Source organism: Flavobacterium defluvii (assembly GCF_900129555.1).
Lineage (GTDB): Bacteria > Bacteroidota > Bacteroidia > Flavobacteriales > Flavobacteriaceae > Flavobacterium > Flavobacterium defluvii.
Genome location: NZ_FQWC01000009.1, coordinates 156,477 through 171,913 on the forward strand (window position 1 = coordinate 156,477; position 15,437 = coordinate 171,913).

At 34.0% G+C, this 15,437-nt stretch carries 16 protein-coding genes; 11 read left to right on the plus strand and 5 right to left on the minus strand.

Annotated elements, in window-relative coordinates; all coding sequences use genetic code 11:
- Positions 1–4: 4 nt before the first annotated feature.
- Positions 5–217: a hypothetical protein gene (locus BUC29_RS18055; RefSeq protein ID WP_073417572.1), complete on the minus strand. Its 213-nt coding sequence runs from the start codon at positions 215–217 to the stop codon at positions 5–7.
- Between the two features lie 12 nt (positions 218–229).
- Positions 230–823, minus strand: coding sequence for a TetR/AcrR family transcriptional regulator (locus BUC29_RS18060; protein WP_073417573.1), 594 nt, complete (start codon positions 821–823; stop codon positions 230–232).
- Positions 824–1,055: 232 nt separating this feature from the next.
- On the opposite strand from BUC29_RS18060, the gene BUC29_RS18065 reads away from it, so the two are divergent.
- The 10 genes from BUC29_RS18065 to BUC29_RS18110 all read left to right on the plus strand — a co-directional run bounded on the left by BUC29_RS18065 (position 1,056) and on the right by BUC29_RS18110 (position 12,661).
- Entirely contained in the window at positions 1,056–1,457 is a 402-nt protein-coding gene (locus BUC29_RS18065) for a DoxX family protein (protein WP_073417574.1), read from the plus strand.
- A 175-nt stretch (positions 1,458–1,632) separates the two neighbouring features.
- Positions 1,633–2,037 carry a hypothetical protein gene (locus BUC29_RS18070; protein WP_073417575.1) on the plus strand — a complete coding sequence of 135 codons (405 nt, stop codon included), beginning with the start codon at positions 1,633–1,635 and terminating at the stop codon, positions 2,035–2,037.
- A 99-nt stretch (positions 2,038–2,136) separates the two neighbouring features.
- On the plus strand, positions 2,137–3,792 hold the full coding sequence (locus BUC29_RS18075) for a peptidase domain-containing ABC transporter (RefSeq protein WP_073417576.1): 1,656 nt from the start codon (positions 2,137–2,139) through the stop codon (positions 3,790–3,792).
- 2 nt (positions 3,793–3,794) lie between these two features.
- Complete coding sequence (locus tag BUC29_RS18080) at positions 3,795–5,150, plus strand: HlyD family secretion protein (RefSeq protein ID WP_073417577.1); 1,356 nt, start codon at positions 3,795–3,797, stop codon at positions 5,148–5,150.
- Positions 5,131–6,546 (plus strand): TolC family protein, encoded by a 1,416-nt coding sequence (locus BUC29_RS18085; protein ID WP_073417650.1) that lies wholly within the window; start codon positions 5,131–5,133, stop codon positions 6,544–6,546. The genes BUC29_RS18080 and BUC29_RS18085 overlap by 20 nt, the downstream gene beginning before the upstream one ends.
- A gap of 221 nt (positions 6,547–6,767) precedes the next feature.
- The gene (locus tag BUC29_RS18090) at positions 6,768–8,753 is read left to right on the plus strand and encodes a GAF domain-containing hybrid sensor histidine kinase/response regulator (protein WP_073417651.1); all 1,986 of its coding nucleotides are present in this window, start codon (positions 6,768–6,770) and stop codon (positions 8,751–8,753) included.
- Between the two features lie 60 nt (positions 8,754–8,813).
- Complete coding sequence (locus BUC29_RS18095) at positions 8,814–9,179, plus strand: response regulator transcription factor (protein WP_073417578.1); 366 nt, start codon at positions 8,814–8,816, stop codon at positions 9,177–9,179.
- Positions 9,179–10,393, plus strand: a complete 1,215-nt coding sequence (locus BUC29_RS18100; protein ID WP_073417579.1) for a YaiO family outer membrane beta-barrel protein — start codon at positions 9,179–9,181, stop codon at positions 10,391–10,393. Before BUC29_RS18095 ends, BUC29_RS18100 begins: the two co-directional genes overlap by 1 nt.
- A 2-nt stretch (positions 10,394–10,395) precedes the next feature.
- Entirely contained in the window at positions 10,396–11,217 is an 822-nt protein-coding gene (locus BUC29_RS18105; RefSeq protein ID WP_073417580.1) for a hypothetical protein, read from the plus strand.
- Positions 11,218–11,227: 10 nt separating this feature from the next.
- Positions 11,228–12,661, plus strand: coding sequence for a glycosyltransferase family 2 protein (locus BUC29_RS18110; RefSeq protein ID WP_073417581.1), 1,434 nt, complete (start codon positions 11,228–11,230; stop codon positions 12,659–12,661).
- A gap of 147 nt (positions 12,662–12,808) precedes the next feature.
- On the opposite strand, the gene BUC29_RS18115 is transcribed toward BUC29_RS18110, so the two are convergent.
- Entirely contained in the window at positions 12,809–13,684 is an 876-nt protein-coding gene (locus tag BUC29_RS18115) for an NAD(P)H-binding protein (RefSeq protein ID WP_073417582.1), read from the minus strand.
- Positions 13,685–13,766: 82 nt separating this feature from the next.
- Between BUC29_RS18115 and BUC29_RS18120 the strand changes: the two genes are divergently transcribed.
- Complete coding sequence (locus BUC29_RS18120) at positions 13,767–14,129, plus strand: winged helix-turn-helix transcriptional regulator (protein WP_073417583.1); 363 nt, start codon at positions 13,767–13,769, stop codon at positions 14,127–14,129.
- A 115-nt stretch (positions 14,130–14,244) separates the two neighbouring features.
- Here BUC29_RS18120 and BUC29_RS18125 read toward each other — a convergent pair whose 3' ends face one another.
- Together BUC29_RS18125 and BUC29_RS18130 are read right to left on the minus strand one after the other, a co-directional pair.
- Entirely contained in the window at positions 14,245–14,634 is a 390-nt protein-coding gene (locus BUC29_RS18125) for a RidA family protein (protein ID WP_073417652.1), read from the minus strand.
- Between the two features lie 175 nt (positions 14,635–14,809).
- Complete coding sequence (locus BUC29_RS18130; RefSeq protein WP_073417584.1) at positions 14,810–15,373, minus strand: Crp/Fnr family transcriptional regulator; 564 nt, start codon at positions 15,371–15,373, stop codon at positions 14,810–14,812.
- Positions 15,374–15,437: the final 64 nt, after the last annotated feature.

A 15,437-nucleotide genomic window follows, 5' to 3' on the forward strand; every position in this document is an offset into this window, starting at 1 on the left:
AAAATTATTGTAATTCTTTGCAGTCAAAATCATGAAAATTCAATAAATCTATTATTTGGGCTGCATTTAGTTTTTCGCTTATAATTCTCAATACACAGTCTATATCTTCCTGATCAATGCTCCATTGCAGGATTGATTTATTTGCATTCAAAAATGTTGCGATTTTGTTTTTACTAGATTCAGTTTTTATATTAGTTGCAAATATTAGTACATTCATAACATAAAAAAATTAAGGTGTTAATGCTTTTATCACGAGTCTAAAAGCTTCTTGTTGAATTTCCTTTGTTAATGTAAATGGAGTGGTACCCCCAAGTCCTTTTCCTTTTTCATGAAAACGCAGCAAATTGTATAAAGGCCCGTAGGCAATGCTCCAGAATACTTCTTTAGTTACAGGTACAATTTCCTTTCTTTCAATTGCGCCGTGTAAAAATTGCATCATGATTTCTTTTAATTCCATCAAACTCTCGTTTACGATGTGTTCACCGTAATTCGAATTTTGAAGAATTTCCCAGCAGGCAATCTTATCAGTGTTTTTCAGCATAAACTCTGATCGATTTTCCCATTGCTTGGCCAGACCTACTGCAAAAGGCATATCTGGTGAGAAATCTTTAAGCGAACTTTTAAAAAAGTAAGTTCCCATTTCAGTTCCAATTTTTTTTATCAGATCCTCCTTGTCGGCATAATAAATGTAAAGTGTCGCTACAGAAATGCCGCACTCTTTGGCGAGTTTGTTCATTGTAAAGCCTTCGATACCATACTTTACAATCATTTCTATAGTTTTCTCTTTGACTAATTCTTCTTTATTAATGTCTCGGGTTCTCAAATTGAAAAGGATTTAATAGTGAATTGACTCTGCAAAGATATAATAATAAATGAATGTTTATTTAGTTATGAATATTTTTTTTCATTTTTATTAGAAAAAGTAAGAAACCGAAAATTTAGTATGCTTGTTTATTGCCATATATTTTTACTATTTTTACTTCTGACGGTTTTCATAAATAGAGAATACTCTGTAAGGCAAAACTTTAATTATTTAGTAACTTAATTATTGAAAAATGAGAAAAAACAACGATTTTGGTTTGTTAATACTTCGTATTACAATTGGACTTTTAATGCTGCTGCATGGTATTTCAAAATTTAGCGGTGGTTTAGAATTTATAAGCGGAATGCTTATTGAAAAAGGACTGCCGGGCTTTTTTGCATATGGAGTAATAATAGGAGAAGTTTTGGCTCCAATTTTAATTGTAATTGGTTTTAGAACCAGAATTGCTGCTTTGATTTATGCATTCAATTGTTTAGTTGCGGTTTTAATGGTACACAGTCAGGATATTTTTAAAATTAGTGACCACGGAGGCTGGGAATTAGAACTTCTGGGGTTATATTTCTTTACAGCAGTTGCATTATTTTTTACAGGAGGAGGAAAATTTGCAGTTTCTAAAAATAACAATTGGGACTAAAAATTTAGAATTAAAATTAAAAATATAAGCGGCCATTGGGGTCGCTTTTTTTATGATTTTATTAGTAAGAAAGTCAGTAAAATCAAGGGGAGTAAATAATTTGAATTCTAATGTTATTCTAATGTTGCGCTGAAAATTTAGTTTTAACTTGCACCCCGAAATTTATTTTTTTGCAATGCTCAACAAAATCAAAAATAGTCTTTTATGTAAATGCCTTCAGGCGTTACTAATCGGCTATTTTTTATTGAGCAGTATTAATATCTCAAGTACATTTAGCCGAATTATAAAAGAAAATACCGAAACACATTCTGTAAAAGGTATGACTTGCAGCTTTTTAAAGAAGATCTTTAAATGCGACGGAATCCCTGAAGAACTGGACGATTACGAAGCAAAAGACACTAAAACGACGAAACTTGCAAAAGGAATTCCTTTATTTGAATATATTGTTCCAATTGACGCTTCTGTACCCGGATTTTATATTCAAATTGATCTTAAAGGAAAAAATTATATAGACAACCCGATTTTCTCATTTGGGTTTCATGGTAAGATACATTTACCGCCTCCGCGATTTATAGCATAAGTATTTAATTTTGATTGGATTATGAAAATTTTTGTAATCCTGAATACGATATTTTTTCGTATATTAACATCTATTAATCTTGTATTTATATATAAATTCATGACACCTTTAAAACGTTTTTTCAACTTACTCACTCTCGATAAGCGCGACGTATATCAAATTATATTTTATGCCGCATTTGCTGGTTTGGTGAATCTTTCTCTGCCTTTAGGAATTCAGGCTATTATTAATTTTATTCAAAGCGGACAGCTTAGTGTTTCCTGGATAATTTTGGTTTTTCTGGTTACTATTGGAGTTGGTTTTGGCGGAGTTTTGACCATTTTACAATTGCGAATTGTCGAAAACCTGCAGCAGCGAATTTTTGTTCGTTCATCTTTTGAATTTGCTTACAGAATGCCTTTAATTAAATTTAAAGAACTGTATTCTGAATATGCACCGGAAAAAGCAAACCGATTTTTTGATACGCTGATGGTTCAAAAAGGAACTGCAAAATTATTACTGGATTTCTGTACAGCCTTTCTGCAGGTTGGTCTGGGAATTATTTTGCTGGTTTTGTACCATTCTTTCTTTATGGTAATCGGGCTTTTGTTTATTGCTATTTTGTACATCATTTTTAAATTTTCTTACAAAGATGGTTTAGAAACAAGTCTTAACGAATCAAAATTCAAATATAAAGTTGCGGCCTGGATTCAGGAAATTGCACGTAATCGCGATAGTTTTCGCAGAAAAGGCGGTTTCGATTATGCTTTAGACCGAAACGATGGTTATGTTAGTCATTATATAAATTACCGCGAAAAGCACTTTCAGGTAATGAAAAAACAATACATTCAGCTTACTATTTTTAAAGTAATTGTTACGGCTGCTCTTTTGTCGATTGGTGGTTTTCTGGTAATTCACCATCAAATGAACATTGGGCAGTTTGTAGCAGCTGAAATTGTTATCGTGTTACTTATCAATTCGGTTGAAAAAATAATCTTCGGATTAGAATCTTTTTATGATGTATTGACATCTGTAGAAAAAATTGGTCAGGTTACAGATATGGAAATCTCCTGTATTCCAAAAACATCTGCCATAACCGAGACAGGAATTACAATCGAAACAGAAAGTATTGCATACAATTATCCGGAACATAATAAAAAATCCCTTAAAAATATTAACCTGAAAATATCTCAGGGCGAAAAAATAATTTTAAGAGGAACAAACGGTGCCGGAAAAAGTACTTTACTGCGATTATTGGCTGGTTTATTAGAGCCGGAAAGTGGTGCCATGTATGTAACAGATAATTTTATGAATCGTCTCGACGAAGACAGTTACAGAGCTCAGGCCGGAACACTTTTGCAGGGCGATACACTTTTTGCCGGAACGATAAAAGAGAATATTCTTTTTGGAAATGAAGCCATTAACAATGATGATTTAAAATGGGCTTTAGATAATGTATGTTTAACGCCTTATATTAAAACTTTTCCAAACGGACTCGAACATCAGATTCACCCGGGCGGGCGTGAACTTTCGGCATCAGATGTTCAAAAAATTCTTTTAGCGAGAAGTATCGTAAACAAACCTAATATATTATTCCTGGAAGATCCGGTTGATAAAATGGATGAACTGACTTCGGGTAAAATTGTTGATTTTTTACTTTCAGAAGAAAATGACTGGACGGTAATTGTTACTTCTAAAAATGATATTTGGAAGAACAAATGCAGCCGTATGATAACGATCGATGATGGAAAAATTATTAACGACATAAAGCTTTAATCATGCTTAATATATCTAAAGATAATAACGTACTTATAACGCCGGGTAAATACAAATCTATTACCAGCGTTGCCAAAAGACCTCATTATAAAATTTTAAACAGAGTAATAGTAGGTTTCCTGATATTTTTAGTAGCCTGTCTTTTTCTGCCATGGACACAAAATATTTCAGGAAGCGGTTCTGTAACGACTTTAAAACCAGATCAAAGACCTCAAACTGTACATAATGCCATTGCCGGACGTATCGAAAAATGGTATGTTCAGGAAGGTGATTATGTAAAAAAAGGCGATACGATTGTTTTTATATCTGAGGTTAAAGAAGATTACCTTGACCCGAATTTGGTGAACAATACCAAGCAGCAGGTCGATGCAAAAAAAATGGCCGTAGAGTCTTATGGAGATAAAGTAAATTCTCTTGATGTTCAGGCCCAGTCGCTTAATACCGAAAGAGAACTGAAATTGCAGCAAGCTCAAAATAAAATAAAACAAGCCCAGCTGAAAATTAAAAGTGACAGCATGGATCTTGAAGCGGTTAAAACGCAATTGAGAATCGCAAAAACACAATTTGACCGCTCGACAGCACTTAACAAAGAAGGTTTAAAACCACTTACAGATGTGGAGCAGAAAAGGCTAAAACTTCAGGAATCTGAAGCTTATATTATTACACAGCAAAACAAACTGTTAAGCAGTAAAAACGAACTGATAAATGCCCGAGTTGAAATTAACCGAATCACTGCTGAGTATTCTGAAAAAATATCAAAATCCAGAAGTGATAAGTTTACTGCTTTAAGTACACAATACGATACAGAAGCTCAGGTTAATAAACTACAAAATCAATATACAAATTACAGATTAAGAAATGGTTTGTATTACATTACAGCGCCTCAGAGCGGTTATGTAAACCGCGCTTTGCTGGCTGGTCTTGGAGAAACGATTAAAGAAGGAACTTCAATCGTGAGCATTATGCCGGCAAGTTATGATATTGCCGTAGAAACATATGTAGATCCTATCGATTTACCTTTGGTACACCGCGGTGCAAAAGTGCGTGTTTGGTTTGACGGATGGCCAAGAATTGTTTTCTCAGGCTGGCCTGGATTGTCTTACGGAACCTACGGCGGAAAAGTAGTAGCAATAGAAAACTTTATAAGCGCCAACGGAAAATACAGAGTACTTATTTCTCCGGATGGACCTGATAATAAATGGCCTAAACAATTGAGTATAGGAGCCGGAGCGCAGAGTATTGCTTTGCTGGAAACCGTTTCTGTATGGTATGAAATATGGCGAAATTTAAACGGATTTCCGCCAAATTATTATAATTCAGATGAAAAGGAGGCAAAAAATGGAAAAGAGAAAAAATAAATTGAGATGGACTGTACTGTTTTCTGTTTTATTTTTATTCGGCTTTTCTGCAATTTACAGTCAGGATTTTAATAAAGAAGAATTAAGTTACAGCGAGTTTTTAGGATATGTAAAAAAATACCATCCGCTGGTAAAACAGGCCAATCTTGAGATTACAAATGCTCAGGCGGCATTGATGCTGGCACGAGGTGGTTTTGATCCGAAAATTGAAGTTGATTACAATAAAAAAGAGTTCAAAGGAACTGAATATTATTCGTTATTAAACAGCAGTTTTAAAATTCCAACCTGGTACGGAATTGAAATTAAAGCGGGTTTTGATGATACAGACGGGCAATATTACAATCCGCAGAATCGTACGCCTGATAACGGATTGACTTCTCTGGGAATCAGCGTTGCACTTGGACAGGGAATGTTCATCAACCAGCGTATGGCCGATGTTAGAGAAGGAAAACTGCAGTTAAAATTAAGCGATGCACAGCGAAAACTAAAAGCAATTGAAGTTTTGTATAAGGCGAGTGAAGCCTATTTTGAATGGAGAAAAAGTTACAATGAGGCCGAACTCTATAAACGATATCTTGGTTTTGCCAGCACACGTTTTCAAGGTGTTAAAAAACTAATTGAACTTGGTGATGCGCCTGCAATTGATAGTGTTGAAGCCGGAATCACCGTTAGAAATAGAGAATTAAACTTAGAAAATGGAAACCTGAAATTAGCAAAAGCCAAATTGTATTTGTCTAATTATTTGTGGATAGAAAATGTTCCGGTTGAATTGGGCGATATTGTAAAACCTGAAGAAAATCTAATTCTGACACTTGAAGAAACTTTAAGAACCGACGCCATGATGGTAAATGTTGAAACCTTAGATTCACACCCGAAAATTCAGGCGTTGGAAACAAAAATGTCGATGCTCGAAGTTAACCGACAGTTAAAGGCTAATTCCCTGCTTCCGAAATTAAATGTGGGTTATAATTATATTTCTGAGCCAAAGTATTTTGATTCTTTTAATGCTGATGATTATAAATTTAATATCGATTTTAGTATTCCGATTTTTTTACGAAAAGAAAGAGGAAGCCTGAAAATGGCTAAAATTAAAATTCAGGATTTAAAATATGATATTGAGCAGCAGCGTCTGGAACTGAAAAATAAAATTAAAGCGCAGCAAACCGAAATTGCGTCATTAAAAAGACAAAAAAACGTTATCGATAATCTGGTCAAAGATTATATGACAATGCTCAATTCTGAAGAGAAGTTGTTCTCTTTTGGCGAAAGCTCAATCTTTCTTATTAATTCGAGAGAGAACAATCTGGTAAGTGCCAAATTATCTCAAATAAGCATTGAAAATCAGTTTTATATTTCAAATGCTGAGTTATATAAAATATTGGCAAATCCGGATTAAAAATAAGTTTGTTGGTTTACTTAAATTGTTAGTTATATTAAACAAAAAACAGCAGTGAATAATTTTACTGCTGTTTTTTTTGTTTTTTTTCATAATAAAAAAAGCAAATTAATTGTTATATTTTTAAATGTGACTTATGATATGCATTTGCTGTAAAACCAGAATTTGCAGAGTTTTGGATGAAATGCTTTATCTTTATACCTTATACCACAATGATAAAAATGAATACAGATAATCCCATTCCAGAGAACGAATTACAGCGTTTAGCGGCACTAAAACGTTACAATATACTAGATACACTTCCTGATCATGCTTTTGATGATGCAACGAAACTTGTTTCCTATATCTGTGGAGTTCCTATTGCACATATTTCTTTTATCGACGAAAGCAGACAATGGTTTAAATCTGAAATTGGGATAGGCGTTTCGGAAGTTCCTCGTGAAATTAGTTTTTGCCGATATACCATTATGGAATCAAAAATGGTAGAGATAAATGATACATTTTTAAATGAACGTTTTAAGGATGATCCCAATGTAACTGGCGGTTTTAAAGTAAGATTCTACGCCGGAGTGCCGCTTACAACACCAGACGGATTCAATATTGGGACTATTTGTGCGGTCGATCACGTTGCTAAATCATTAGATGAAAATCAGCGAAATGCGCTTTCAATTGTTGCAAAGCATGTCATAAGTCAGTTAGAACTTCAGACAAAAAACATTGAACTTAATGCTCAGAAAAAGATAGCTGAACGTGCTGTCCTGGCAAAAGATAGTTTCCTTGCTAATATGAGCCACGAAATCAGAACGCCATTAAATGCCATAATTGGTTTTACTGATCTTTTGGCACAGACAAAACTCGATGAAACACAGCGCGATTATATAGAAAGTGTCCAGATTGCCGGCGAAAACCTGCTCTTGATCGTAAACGATATTCTTGATCTTTCTAAAATTGAATCCGGAAATTTAACCATAGATTCTGAGCCGTTTAATTTAAAAAAAACGCTTAAACATATTTATAATTTATTAAAAGTAAAAGCTCATAAAGAAGTAGAATTCAATCTTTTTTTAGATGCTGATATGCCGGAAACAGTCGTTGGCGATCAGGCAAGGTTAAATCAAATTTTAGTTAACCTTATAGGAAATGCACTAAAATTTACAGACGAAGGAGATGTTACGGTTTCGGTTAAAAAAATTGAAGAAACAGACGATCGTTATTCGTTGAGATTTTCGGTAAAAGATACTGGAATCGGAATTCCGGAAGATAAACTTAAATCTATTTTTGAGCGTTTTACACAAGCAGAAGAAAGTACAACCCGCAGATTTGGCGGTACCGGACTCGGGTTAAATATTGTAAAACAGTTAATAGAACTACAAAAGGCCGAAATTCATGTAAAAAGTAAAGAAGGCCGTGGTTCAGAATTTTACTTTGTTATTTCATATAAAAAAGCCGAAAATACTGTTGATGAAGTGAAGCCGATATCAAAAAACGACCTCGGACCACTAAAAATACTGCTATGTGAAGACAATGTTTTAAACCAGAAATTAGTAACAAGTGTAATTAATAATTTTGGTTTTGAACTCGATATTGCCGAAAATGGAGAAGAAGGCATTGCACTCTTATCTCAAAATAAGTATGATTTAATTTTAATGGATCTTCAAATGCCTGTAAAAGACGGCTATCAAACTACAGAATATATTAGGAACGAACTGAACCTGGATATTCCCATTATTGCAATGACAGCGCATTCTCTTGTAGGAGAACAAGAACGATGTTATAAAGTAGGAATGAATGCTTATGTACCAAAACCTTTTAAACAGGCGTCACTTTTAAAAGCTATAAAAAACGTTATGAATCAGGATGTTGTACATGAAAAAAAACGATTTATCGATTTTTCTATTTTAGATGAAATAGCCTCGGGCAATTCCGACTTTAAGAATGAAATGATTACATTATTTATTGAAAAAATTCCGCATCAGACTGAAGAGCTTGTTGCAGCATTTAAAAATGAAGAATATGATTTCGTAAAAAAAATAGCGCATAACATGAAATCCAGTCTGGATATTTTTATGCTAACCGATCTAACAAATTGCTTATCGATTATTGAAGAAGATGCTCTTCGCTGTGAATTTACATCTGATACTGCAGACAAAATTAATATTTTGAATTGCGGAATTGAAGAAACCGTTAAAATCCTCAAGGATCTTTGATAAAAAAGAAATTTACTTTAGTTTTACATATAAGAATTTCGCTTCAAAAATATAATACCAATGAGAATAATTTTAGCCGAAGATAATGATATCTTACGCAAATCATTATCATTTTTTCTGGAATCCAAAGGCTTTACTGTAGATCAGTTCTCTGATGGTAAAGATGCGCTTGATTCCATCAAAATAAACAAATACGATTTGATTTTAACCGATATAAACATGCCAGGCATCAGCGGAATGGAAATTACGCAATATGTTAGGGAAACGCTTAATTTAGATACTCCAGTTATTATACTAACTTCTTCAGGAGTCGAACAGACTGAACTGGATTCTTTCGATATTGGGGCAAACGAATTTATTGCAAAACCAATTAGCCCGGCAGTTTTGTTAGTTAGAATCAATAAGTTGTTAAAAATCAAAGCTTAATGAGGTTTTTTTATTATTTAGTCGTTTTATTGTGTATAACTTCAATGTCTTTTGCTCAGGAAGTAAATCCTGATACTGTTATGGCTCAGGCAAAACAGGAAACAGAAAAAGGCAATTTTGATAAAGCTTTATCTTTAATTGAACCTTTGCGTGCAAAATTTCCTGAGAATGAGGATATTCAGGTTTATGCTGGACGTATATACAGCTGGAAAAAAGATTACCCTTCGGCAATAAAAATAATAGCACCATTAGCAGACAAAACAAAACCAAATCCGGATGCTCTGCTGGCGATTATTAATATCTATTTCTGGTCAGAACAATATGAGAAATGTATTTGGTATTGTGATAAATACTTAGCAATAGATTCAAAATCAGTTGATGTAATAAAAATAAAAGCTTCATGTCTGGAAAAGCTAAACCGCGATCAGGAAGCATTAGACATTATAGAAAAAGCATCATTAGCAGATAATAGTACACAGCCGTTTAGAGGAATTCGCACGCTTATTGGGCGTAAAGCCAAAAATGCTGTTTCAGCCTCGTACCTTAATATTTCAACATCAAATCCCGGACAATCGCCTTTGCATTATGGTTATATCGAATACTCGCATAAATTCAGCAAATCGGCCATTGTGGGGAGAGCAAATGTAGGTCATGTTAACAATGACACCGAAATGTTATTTGAAACCGATTTTTACCAGACATTCTCCAACAAAAGCTATTTGTATGCAAACGCAGGTATTTCAACAGGAGAGGCAGTATTTCCTGTCGGAAAAGCCGGTTTGGAATATTATTTTACGCCCTATAAAAAATTTGATTTTTCATTTGGCGCAAGATTTATGCACTTTGAATCAGATGATATAACTTTGCTTACAGGACAAATTGCGTATAATACAGGCAGTTATACACTTGCATACAGACCTTATTATGATACAGGAAATGCTTTGTTTTCTCATGTTTTGAGTTTGCAGAAATCCAACGAGGAAAAAGAGCGCATCATAAGACTTGAACTTCAATACGGAACCGTTCCGTATTTATATCTTTATAATGGTTTTACCCAGCCTTTAAAAGCTTACAGAGCAGGAATACAGTATCAGCATCGTCTTGGAGATTCATTTTTTGTACGCCCCATTTTTCTATATGAATATGAAGAATATATTCCGGGCGAATATAGAAACAAATTCAATGTTCAGTTAATAGTTACAAAACGCTTTTAATTATGGAAAATGTTTGGGAACCATATGAAAAGAAAGATTGGGTTGTGCCTTTTCTCATTTTTTCGATATATCTGTTTATCGGGGGGGCTTTTGTTTTGTATCTGTCTATTGTCTGGAGCCGCAATAAAAAAATAAAGAGAGCAAAACTTGATATAAAATACACAGAAATTATTGAAAGAATGTTGTCTACAGTAGTTTTTGAAGATGTCGTTTTTTCGGATTTCCAGCAAGACAAAGACTTAATTTTGCTTTTTAAGAAAACTTTTTTTCGAGAATTAGTAATGGAAACGATCATAAATCTTCATAAAAACTATGATGGCGTGTATGCACAAAAGCTCGAACAATTTTATAAGGATTCCGGGTTAATAAAAGATTCGTTTGCGAAACTCCGAAATTTAAGATGGGAAAAAAAATGCAAAGGAATTACAGAACTTGCCGAGTTCAACATATATGATGCATTCGACAGTATTATAACATTTTCAAAAGTTAGAAAAAAGACTTTAAAAATTACAGCAATCAATGCCTGCATCAAACTAGCAGGAACAAAAGGAATTGTGCATTTGGCAGAGCATCCAAATCCTATCGACGACTGGACACAGCTTAATATTATTGGTGCTTTTAAAAAACATGATATAGGCGATACAAAAGGAGTAGAGCTTTTACTCGAATCAAAAAATACAACTGTTATTACACTGGGATTAAAACTTATAAGAGAATTAAAGCTTACGCAAAAAATTCCTTATGTGGTACAATTGGCAGATCGGGCTCCAAATGCATTGATAAAATATGAAGCGCAAAACGTCTTGCAGACTTTAACTGTTTAATTACAAGCCGATGACTTTTTTTACTAATGAATTGACATGGTTTCTGGACATATATATGGTCCTAATACTTGGTTATGCTATATTAATCATGTCTTCATATCTTATATTAGCTTATCTTTCTACAAAAGAACTCAACAGTTATCTTAAAAAGAATAGTTTTGTTGATTATGAAGTGCTTCTTACGAGTGAATTTGCGCCTAAACTTTCTTTGATTGCTCCTGCTTATAACGAAGGTTTTACAATTGAAGAAAATGTAAAATCTTTACTTTCTTTAAATTACAATAATTATCAGGTTATTGTGGTCAATGACGGCAGTAAGGATAATTCTATGGAAATTCTAATTAAGACGTATGATCTTGTTTTGACAAATTTGGATTTTCATGAACAAATTAAAACAAAAAAGCTAAAAGGAATTTACACTTCCAGAAATGCGGCATATAAGAAACTGATTGTTGCCGATAAAGAAAATGGAGGTAAAGCCGATGCCCTTAATGTGGGATTAAACATTGCCCAGAATCCTTATGTTGTATGTATTGATGTGGATTGTATCTTAGATAAAAATTCTCTTTTAAAACTGGCAAAACCATTTTTAGAATCACATAGTAAACGTATTATTGCCACAGGCGGTGTAGTGAGAATTGCAAATCAGTGTGTAATTAAAAACGGACGTTTGGTAGAGGTGAATGTTCCTGATAGTATGATCCCTAGAATTCAGGTTTTAGAATATCTTAGAGCTTTTCTTTTGGGAAGAATGGCGTGGGGAAGGCTAGACGGATTATTGCTAATTAGCGGTGCATTTGGTGCTTTTGATAAAGAAATTGCTCTGTTATCTGGTGGATACAGTACAAAGACTGTGGGCGAAGATATGGAGCTTGTCGTAAGAATGCGCCGTTATATGCTCGAAAACAAACTTCCGTATTCTGTTAGTTATATTCCTGATCCGCTTTGCTGGACAGAAGCTCCTGAAGATTTTAAAATATTTAAAAAACAGCGAAGCCGCTGGATGAGAGGAACAATTGAAACGTTGAGTTTTCATAGAAAAATGTTCATGAATCCTAAATATAAATTGTTAGGAATTGTTAGTGTCCCTTATTGGACATTATTTGAGTTTTTGGCTCCAGGAATTGAATTTATAGGGCTTGTTATTACACTTGTGTTTATAATTTTAGGTTTTCTTAACTGGCATTTTTTTATTTTGCTTATTCTTTTCGTGTATTCGTTTGCCGTTTTCTTTTCTGTTTTGGCACTTTTTAGCGAAGAACGTACTTTTCATAAATACCCGAAACATACGGATTTTTTTAAATTGCTTATAGCTGCTTTTATTGAGCCATTGTATTTTCATCCTATGACCGTATATTCGGCGTTAGTAGGGTATAAAGAAAAAATAATGGGAACGAAAGGCTGGGGAGAAATGACCCGAAAAGGGTTTACAAAAAAAGAATAAATATTTCCGTTAAAAAGCTGATATTTGAAAAGCCAATACAGCAGGAATAATTGTTGTTTAAAAAAAAATAATATCACGAAATGTTCCTGAAAGACATAAAATAAAAGGGATTGTCTTAGTTTTTGAGACAATCCCTATATTTTAAGATTAAAAGTTTGATGCAAATTCTTTAGCAAACTCCTCCAGTTTTATTTTTCCGTCAACAGACGCTTTACTTGTTGTAAAATGTTCGGCAATTTTTCCGCTTTTTAAGCCATTTCCCATTTCAACATAAAGATTAGCAATTTCTTCCGGAAGTCCGGCTTGAGTCATTCCTTCAAGTGCTTGTTCATCAGTAAACTCGATCCAAGGCAGTTCTGGTTTTGAGATTGCAGTTCCCAAAACTTTTGCCGCATCGCCCGGAGTACGAACATCGCTGATGATGTAACGAACATTTTTTCCTTGTGATGTTTGTACCAGTTCTTCGGCTGCTGCCTGAGCAATATCTTCTGGATGCACAAACGGAATTTTGATATCTGCCGGATAATTAGAGCCAATAATTCCTGCTCCTTTAATCATCGGAATATCATGATAAAAATTAGTGTAAAAAAAGCCAGCTCTTAAAAAAGTTACCGAAGTATTTAAATTCCTGTATATTTCTTCAATTTTATGAAGTCCGGCAATTGGTCCCGTTCCGTTTGGTAAATCAGCACCAATACTGCTCAACATTACGACACGTTTTAGTCCAGTTTTTTCAATTGCTTTTGCAAAAGATTTACCAGCGTTTTCAGTATTTACAATTACATTTGCTCCGCCTAAATTTGGCGGTGTCATAGCAAAAACGGCGTCGGCATTTGTCAAAGTTTCGATTAGAAAATCAGAATCACTTACTGATCCTATAGCAGCTTTTGCACCCAGATTTTCTATTGCTGTTTTTCTGTCAGCATTACTGCTTATTACCGTTACGTCGTGTCCGGCATTTATTAATTTTATAGTTAAATGTTTTCCGATGTTCCCTAAAGAACCTGATAGTATAATTTTCATATATATATAATTTTTTTTATTACAGTTACAAAGGTATCTTTGTACTTACTTTTATACAAGTACTTACCCTAAAGTATGTATTATGACAGCAATTAAAGAATCATCGACAATTCAGGAAAACAAACAGTATGCGCTGGAAAATTGTCCTGTTACATTTGTAATGGAAAAAATTGGAGGCTATTGGAAACCCATAATACTCTGGCATTTATCAAACGGAATGAAACGCTACAGCGAATTAAAAAGAGAAATTCCTGCAATTACAGAAAAAATGCTTATTCAGCATCTAAAGCAATTAGAAGCCGACGGCTTAGTTATTAGAGAAGCAAAACCAGTTGTTCCTCCTTTTGTAACGTATAGACTTAGCAATGCCGGAGAAGGTCTGCTGCCCGTTATTGAAGCAATGGCAGCATGGGCATTTAAGGTTAAGGACGGGGAGTTTTTATAAGATGCTAAGGTTTTTTTAGAGGCTCAGAGGTACAAAGGTTCAGAGGTTCAGAGTTTTTAGAAAAAATCTTAGTCCCTTAGAACCTCAGTCCCTAGAGTCTTAGTCCCTTTACACCTTAACGCACCACTGTGGCTTCCAGTTCTACTTTTAAAGTTTCAAAAAGACTTTTTACTTCTAATAAGGTTGTGGCTTGTTGTATGTTGTGTTTGGATAACCATTCTTGTATAATAGGGAAGTGCGGCCAGAGTTCATCTGTGGCAGTTGTATAAATATTTAATCTCACAATACCGCTGCATTCGTAACCAGCATCTGTAATAACAAGTTCAAGATTTTTTAAAGCGAGTTTTATTTGAGATTCCATGTTTTCATTACTGGAAATTCCGTCTGCACTTATGGCGGTTTGTCCAGAAACATATAATGTTCCTGCCGGATTTTTTACTTCAACTGCCTGATTGTAGCTTCGTTCGTTTTGCCATTTCCAGGGATTAATTACTCTTTTTTCCATTTGTTTTTCTTTTTTAGTTTGTGCCAGTAGCGGCAATGTTGTCATTAATACTAATGCTAAAATTTTTGTTGTTTTTTTCACGATTACAGTTTAAAAAATTATACTGCAAAATTGAAAAGAACTTATGGAAACAAGTCTTGACATTAATCACAAATAAAAAGTGAGATTTGTCACACTAAGAGGATAATCGGCTGAGGGTTTCGCGCGAAACTCCCAAATAAGATGCAATAAGACTTTTGGGCACACGCTGAAAAAGGGATGGATATTGTTTTAAAAGCTGTTCGTAACGTTCTTTTGGGTTTGATGTCATCGAGGAAAGAATACGGCGCTGCGATGCCAGAAAACCAAAATTTGCTTTCTCCAGAAAAAAGCGCAGCATTTTTGGAGAACCATCGCATAGTTTTTTATATTGTTCCAAAGTAAAACAAAGAACCTCTGTATCTTCAAGACATTCTAAAGACATAGTGGCTTTTGTCTGGGTAAAAAAAGCATAATAATCACTTTCCCACCAATCTTCCATGGCAAAAGAAACAATATGCTGCTTTTCAGAATCATCTGTATAAACCAATTTTAAAAGTCCCGAAATAATAAAATATGAGTATTTTACATCATCTCCTTCCTGAATGAGAAATTGATGTTTTTTGAATTTTTTAGTGATAAAATGTTCCTTAACAAATAGATATTCATCATCTGTTAACAATATTATTTTTTCTATATGTTCGCGAAGTTTGTCCTGCATTGTATGATCAAATATATTTAAATTTTTCGATGATCAAAAAGATTAAATATCGACATGACCGAAT

Bases quoted from the DNA above. Each gene is read 5' to 3' on its own strand.
- BUC29_RS18055 (WP_073417572.1), bottom strand. From the start codon at position 217: ATGAATGTACTAATATTTGCAACTAATATAAAAACTGAATCTAGTAAA.
- BUC29_RS18065 (WP_073417574.1), top strand. From the start codon at position 1,056: ATGAGAAAAAACAACGATTTTGGTTTGTTAATACTTCGTATTACAATT.
- BUC29_RS18070 (WP_073417575.1), top strand. From the start codon at position 1,633: ATGCTCAACAAAATCAAAAATAGTCTTTTATGTAAATGCCTTCAGGCG.
- BUC29_RS18075 (WP_073417576.1), top strand. From the start codon at position 2,137: ATGACACCTTTAAAACGTTTTTTCAACTTACTCACTCTCGATAAGCGC.
- BUC29_RS18080 (WP_073417577.1), top strand. From the start codon at position 3,795: ATGCTTAATATATCTAAAGATAATAACGTACTTATAACGCCGGGTAAA.
- BUC29_RS18085 (WP_073417650.1), top strand. From the start codon at position 5,131: ATGGAAAAGAGAAAAAATAAATTGAGATGGACTGTACTGTTTTCTGTT.
- BUC29_RS18090 (WP_073417651.1), top strand. From the start codon at position 6,768: ATGAATACAGATAATCCCATTCCAGAGAACGAATTACAGCGTTTAGCG.
- BUC29_RS18095 (WP_073417578.1), top strand. From the start codon at position 8,814: ATGAGAATAATTTTAGCCGAAGATAATGATATCTTACGCAAATCATTA.
- BUC29_RS18100 (WP_073417579.1), top strand. From the start codon at position 9,179: ATGAGGTTTTTTTATTATTTAGTCGTTTTATTGTGTATAACTTCAATG.
- BUC29_RS18105 (WP_073417580.1), top strand. From the start codon at position 10,396: ATGGAAAATGTTTGGGAACCATATGAAAAGAAAGATTGGGTTGTGCCT.
- BUC29_RS18110 (WP_073417581.1), top strand. From the start codon at position 11,228: ATGACTTTTTTTACTAATGAATTGACATGGTTTCTGGACATATATATG.
- BUC29_RS18115 (WP_073417582.1), bottom strand. From the start codon at position 13,684: ATGAAAATTATACTATCAGGTTCTTTAGGGAACATCGGAAAACATTTA.
- BUC29_RS18120 (WP_073417583.1), top strand. From the start codon at position 13,767: ATGACAGCAATTAAAGAATCATCGACAATTCAGGAAAACAAACAGTAT.
- BUC29_RS18125 (WP_073417652.1), bottom strand. From the start codon at position 14,634: ATGGAAAAAAGAGTAATTAATCCCTGGAAATGGCAAAACGAACGAAGC.
- BUC29_RS18130 (WP_073417584.1), bottom strand. From the start codon at position 15,373: ATGCAGGACAAACTTCGCGAACATATAGAAAAAATAATATTGTTAACA.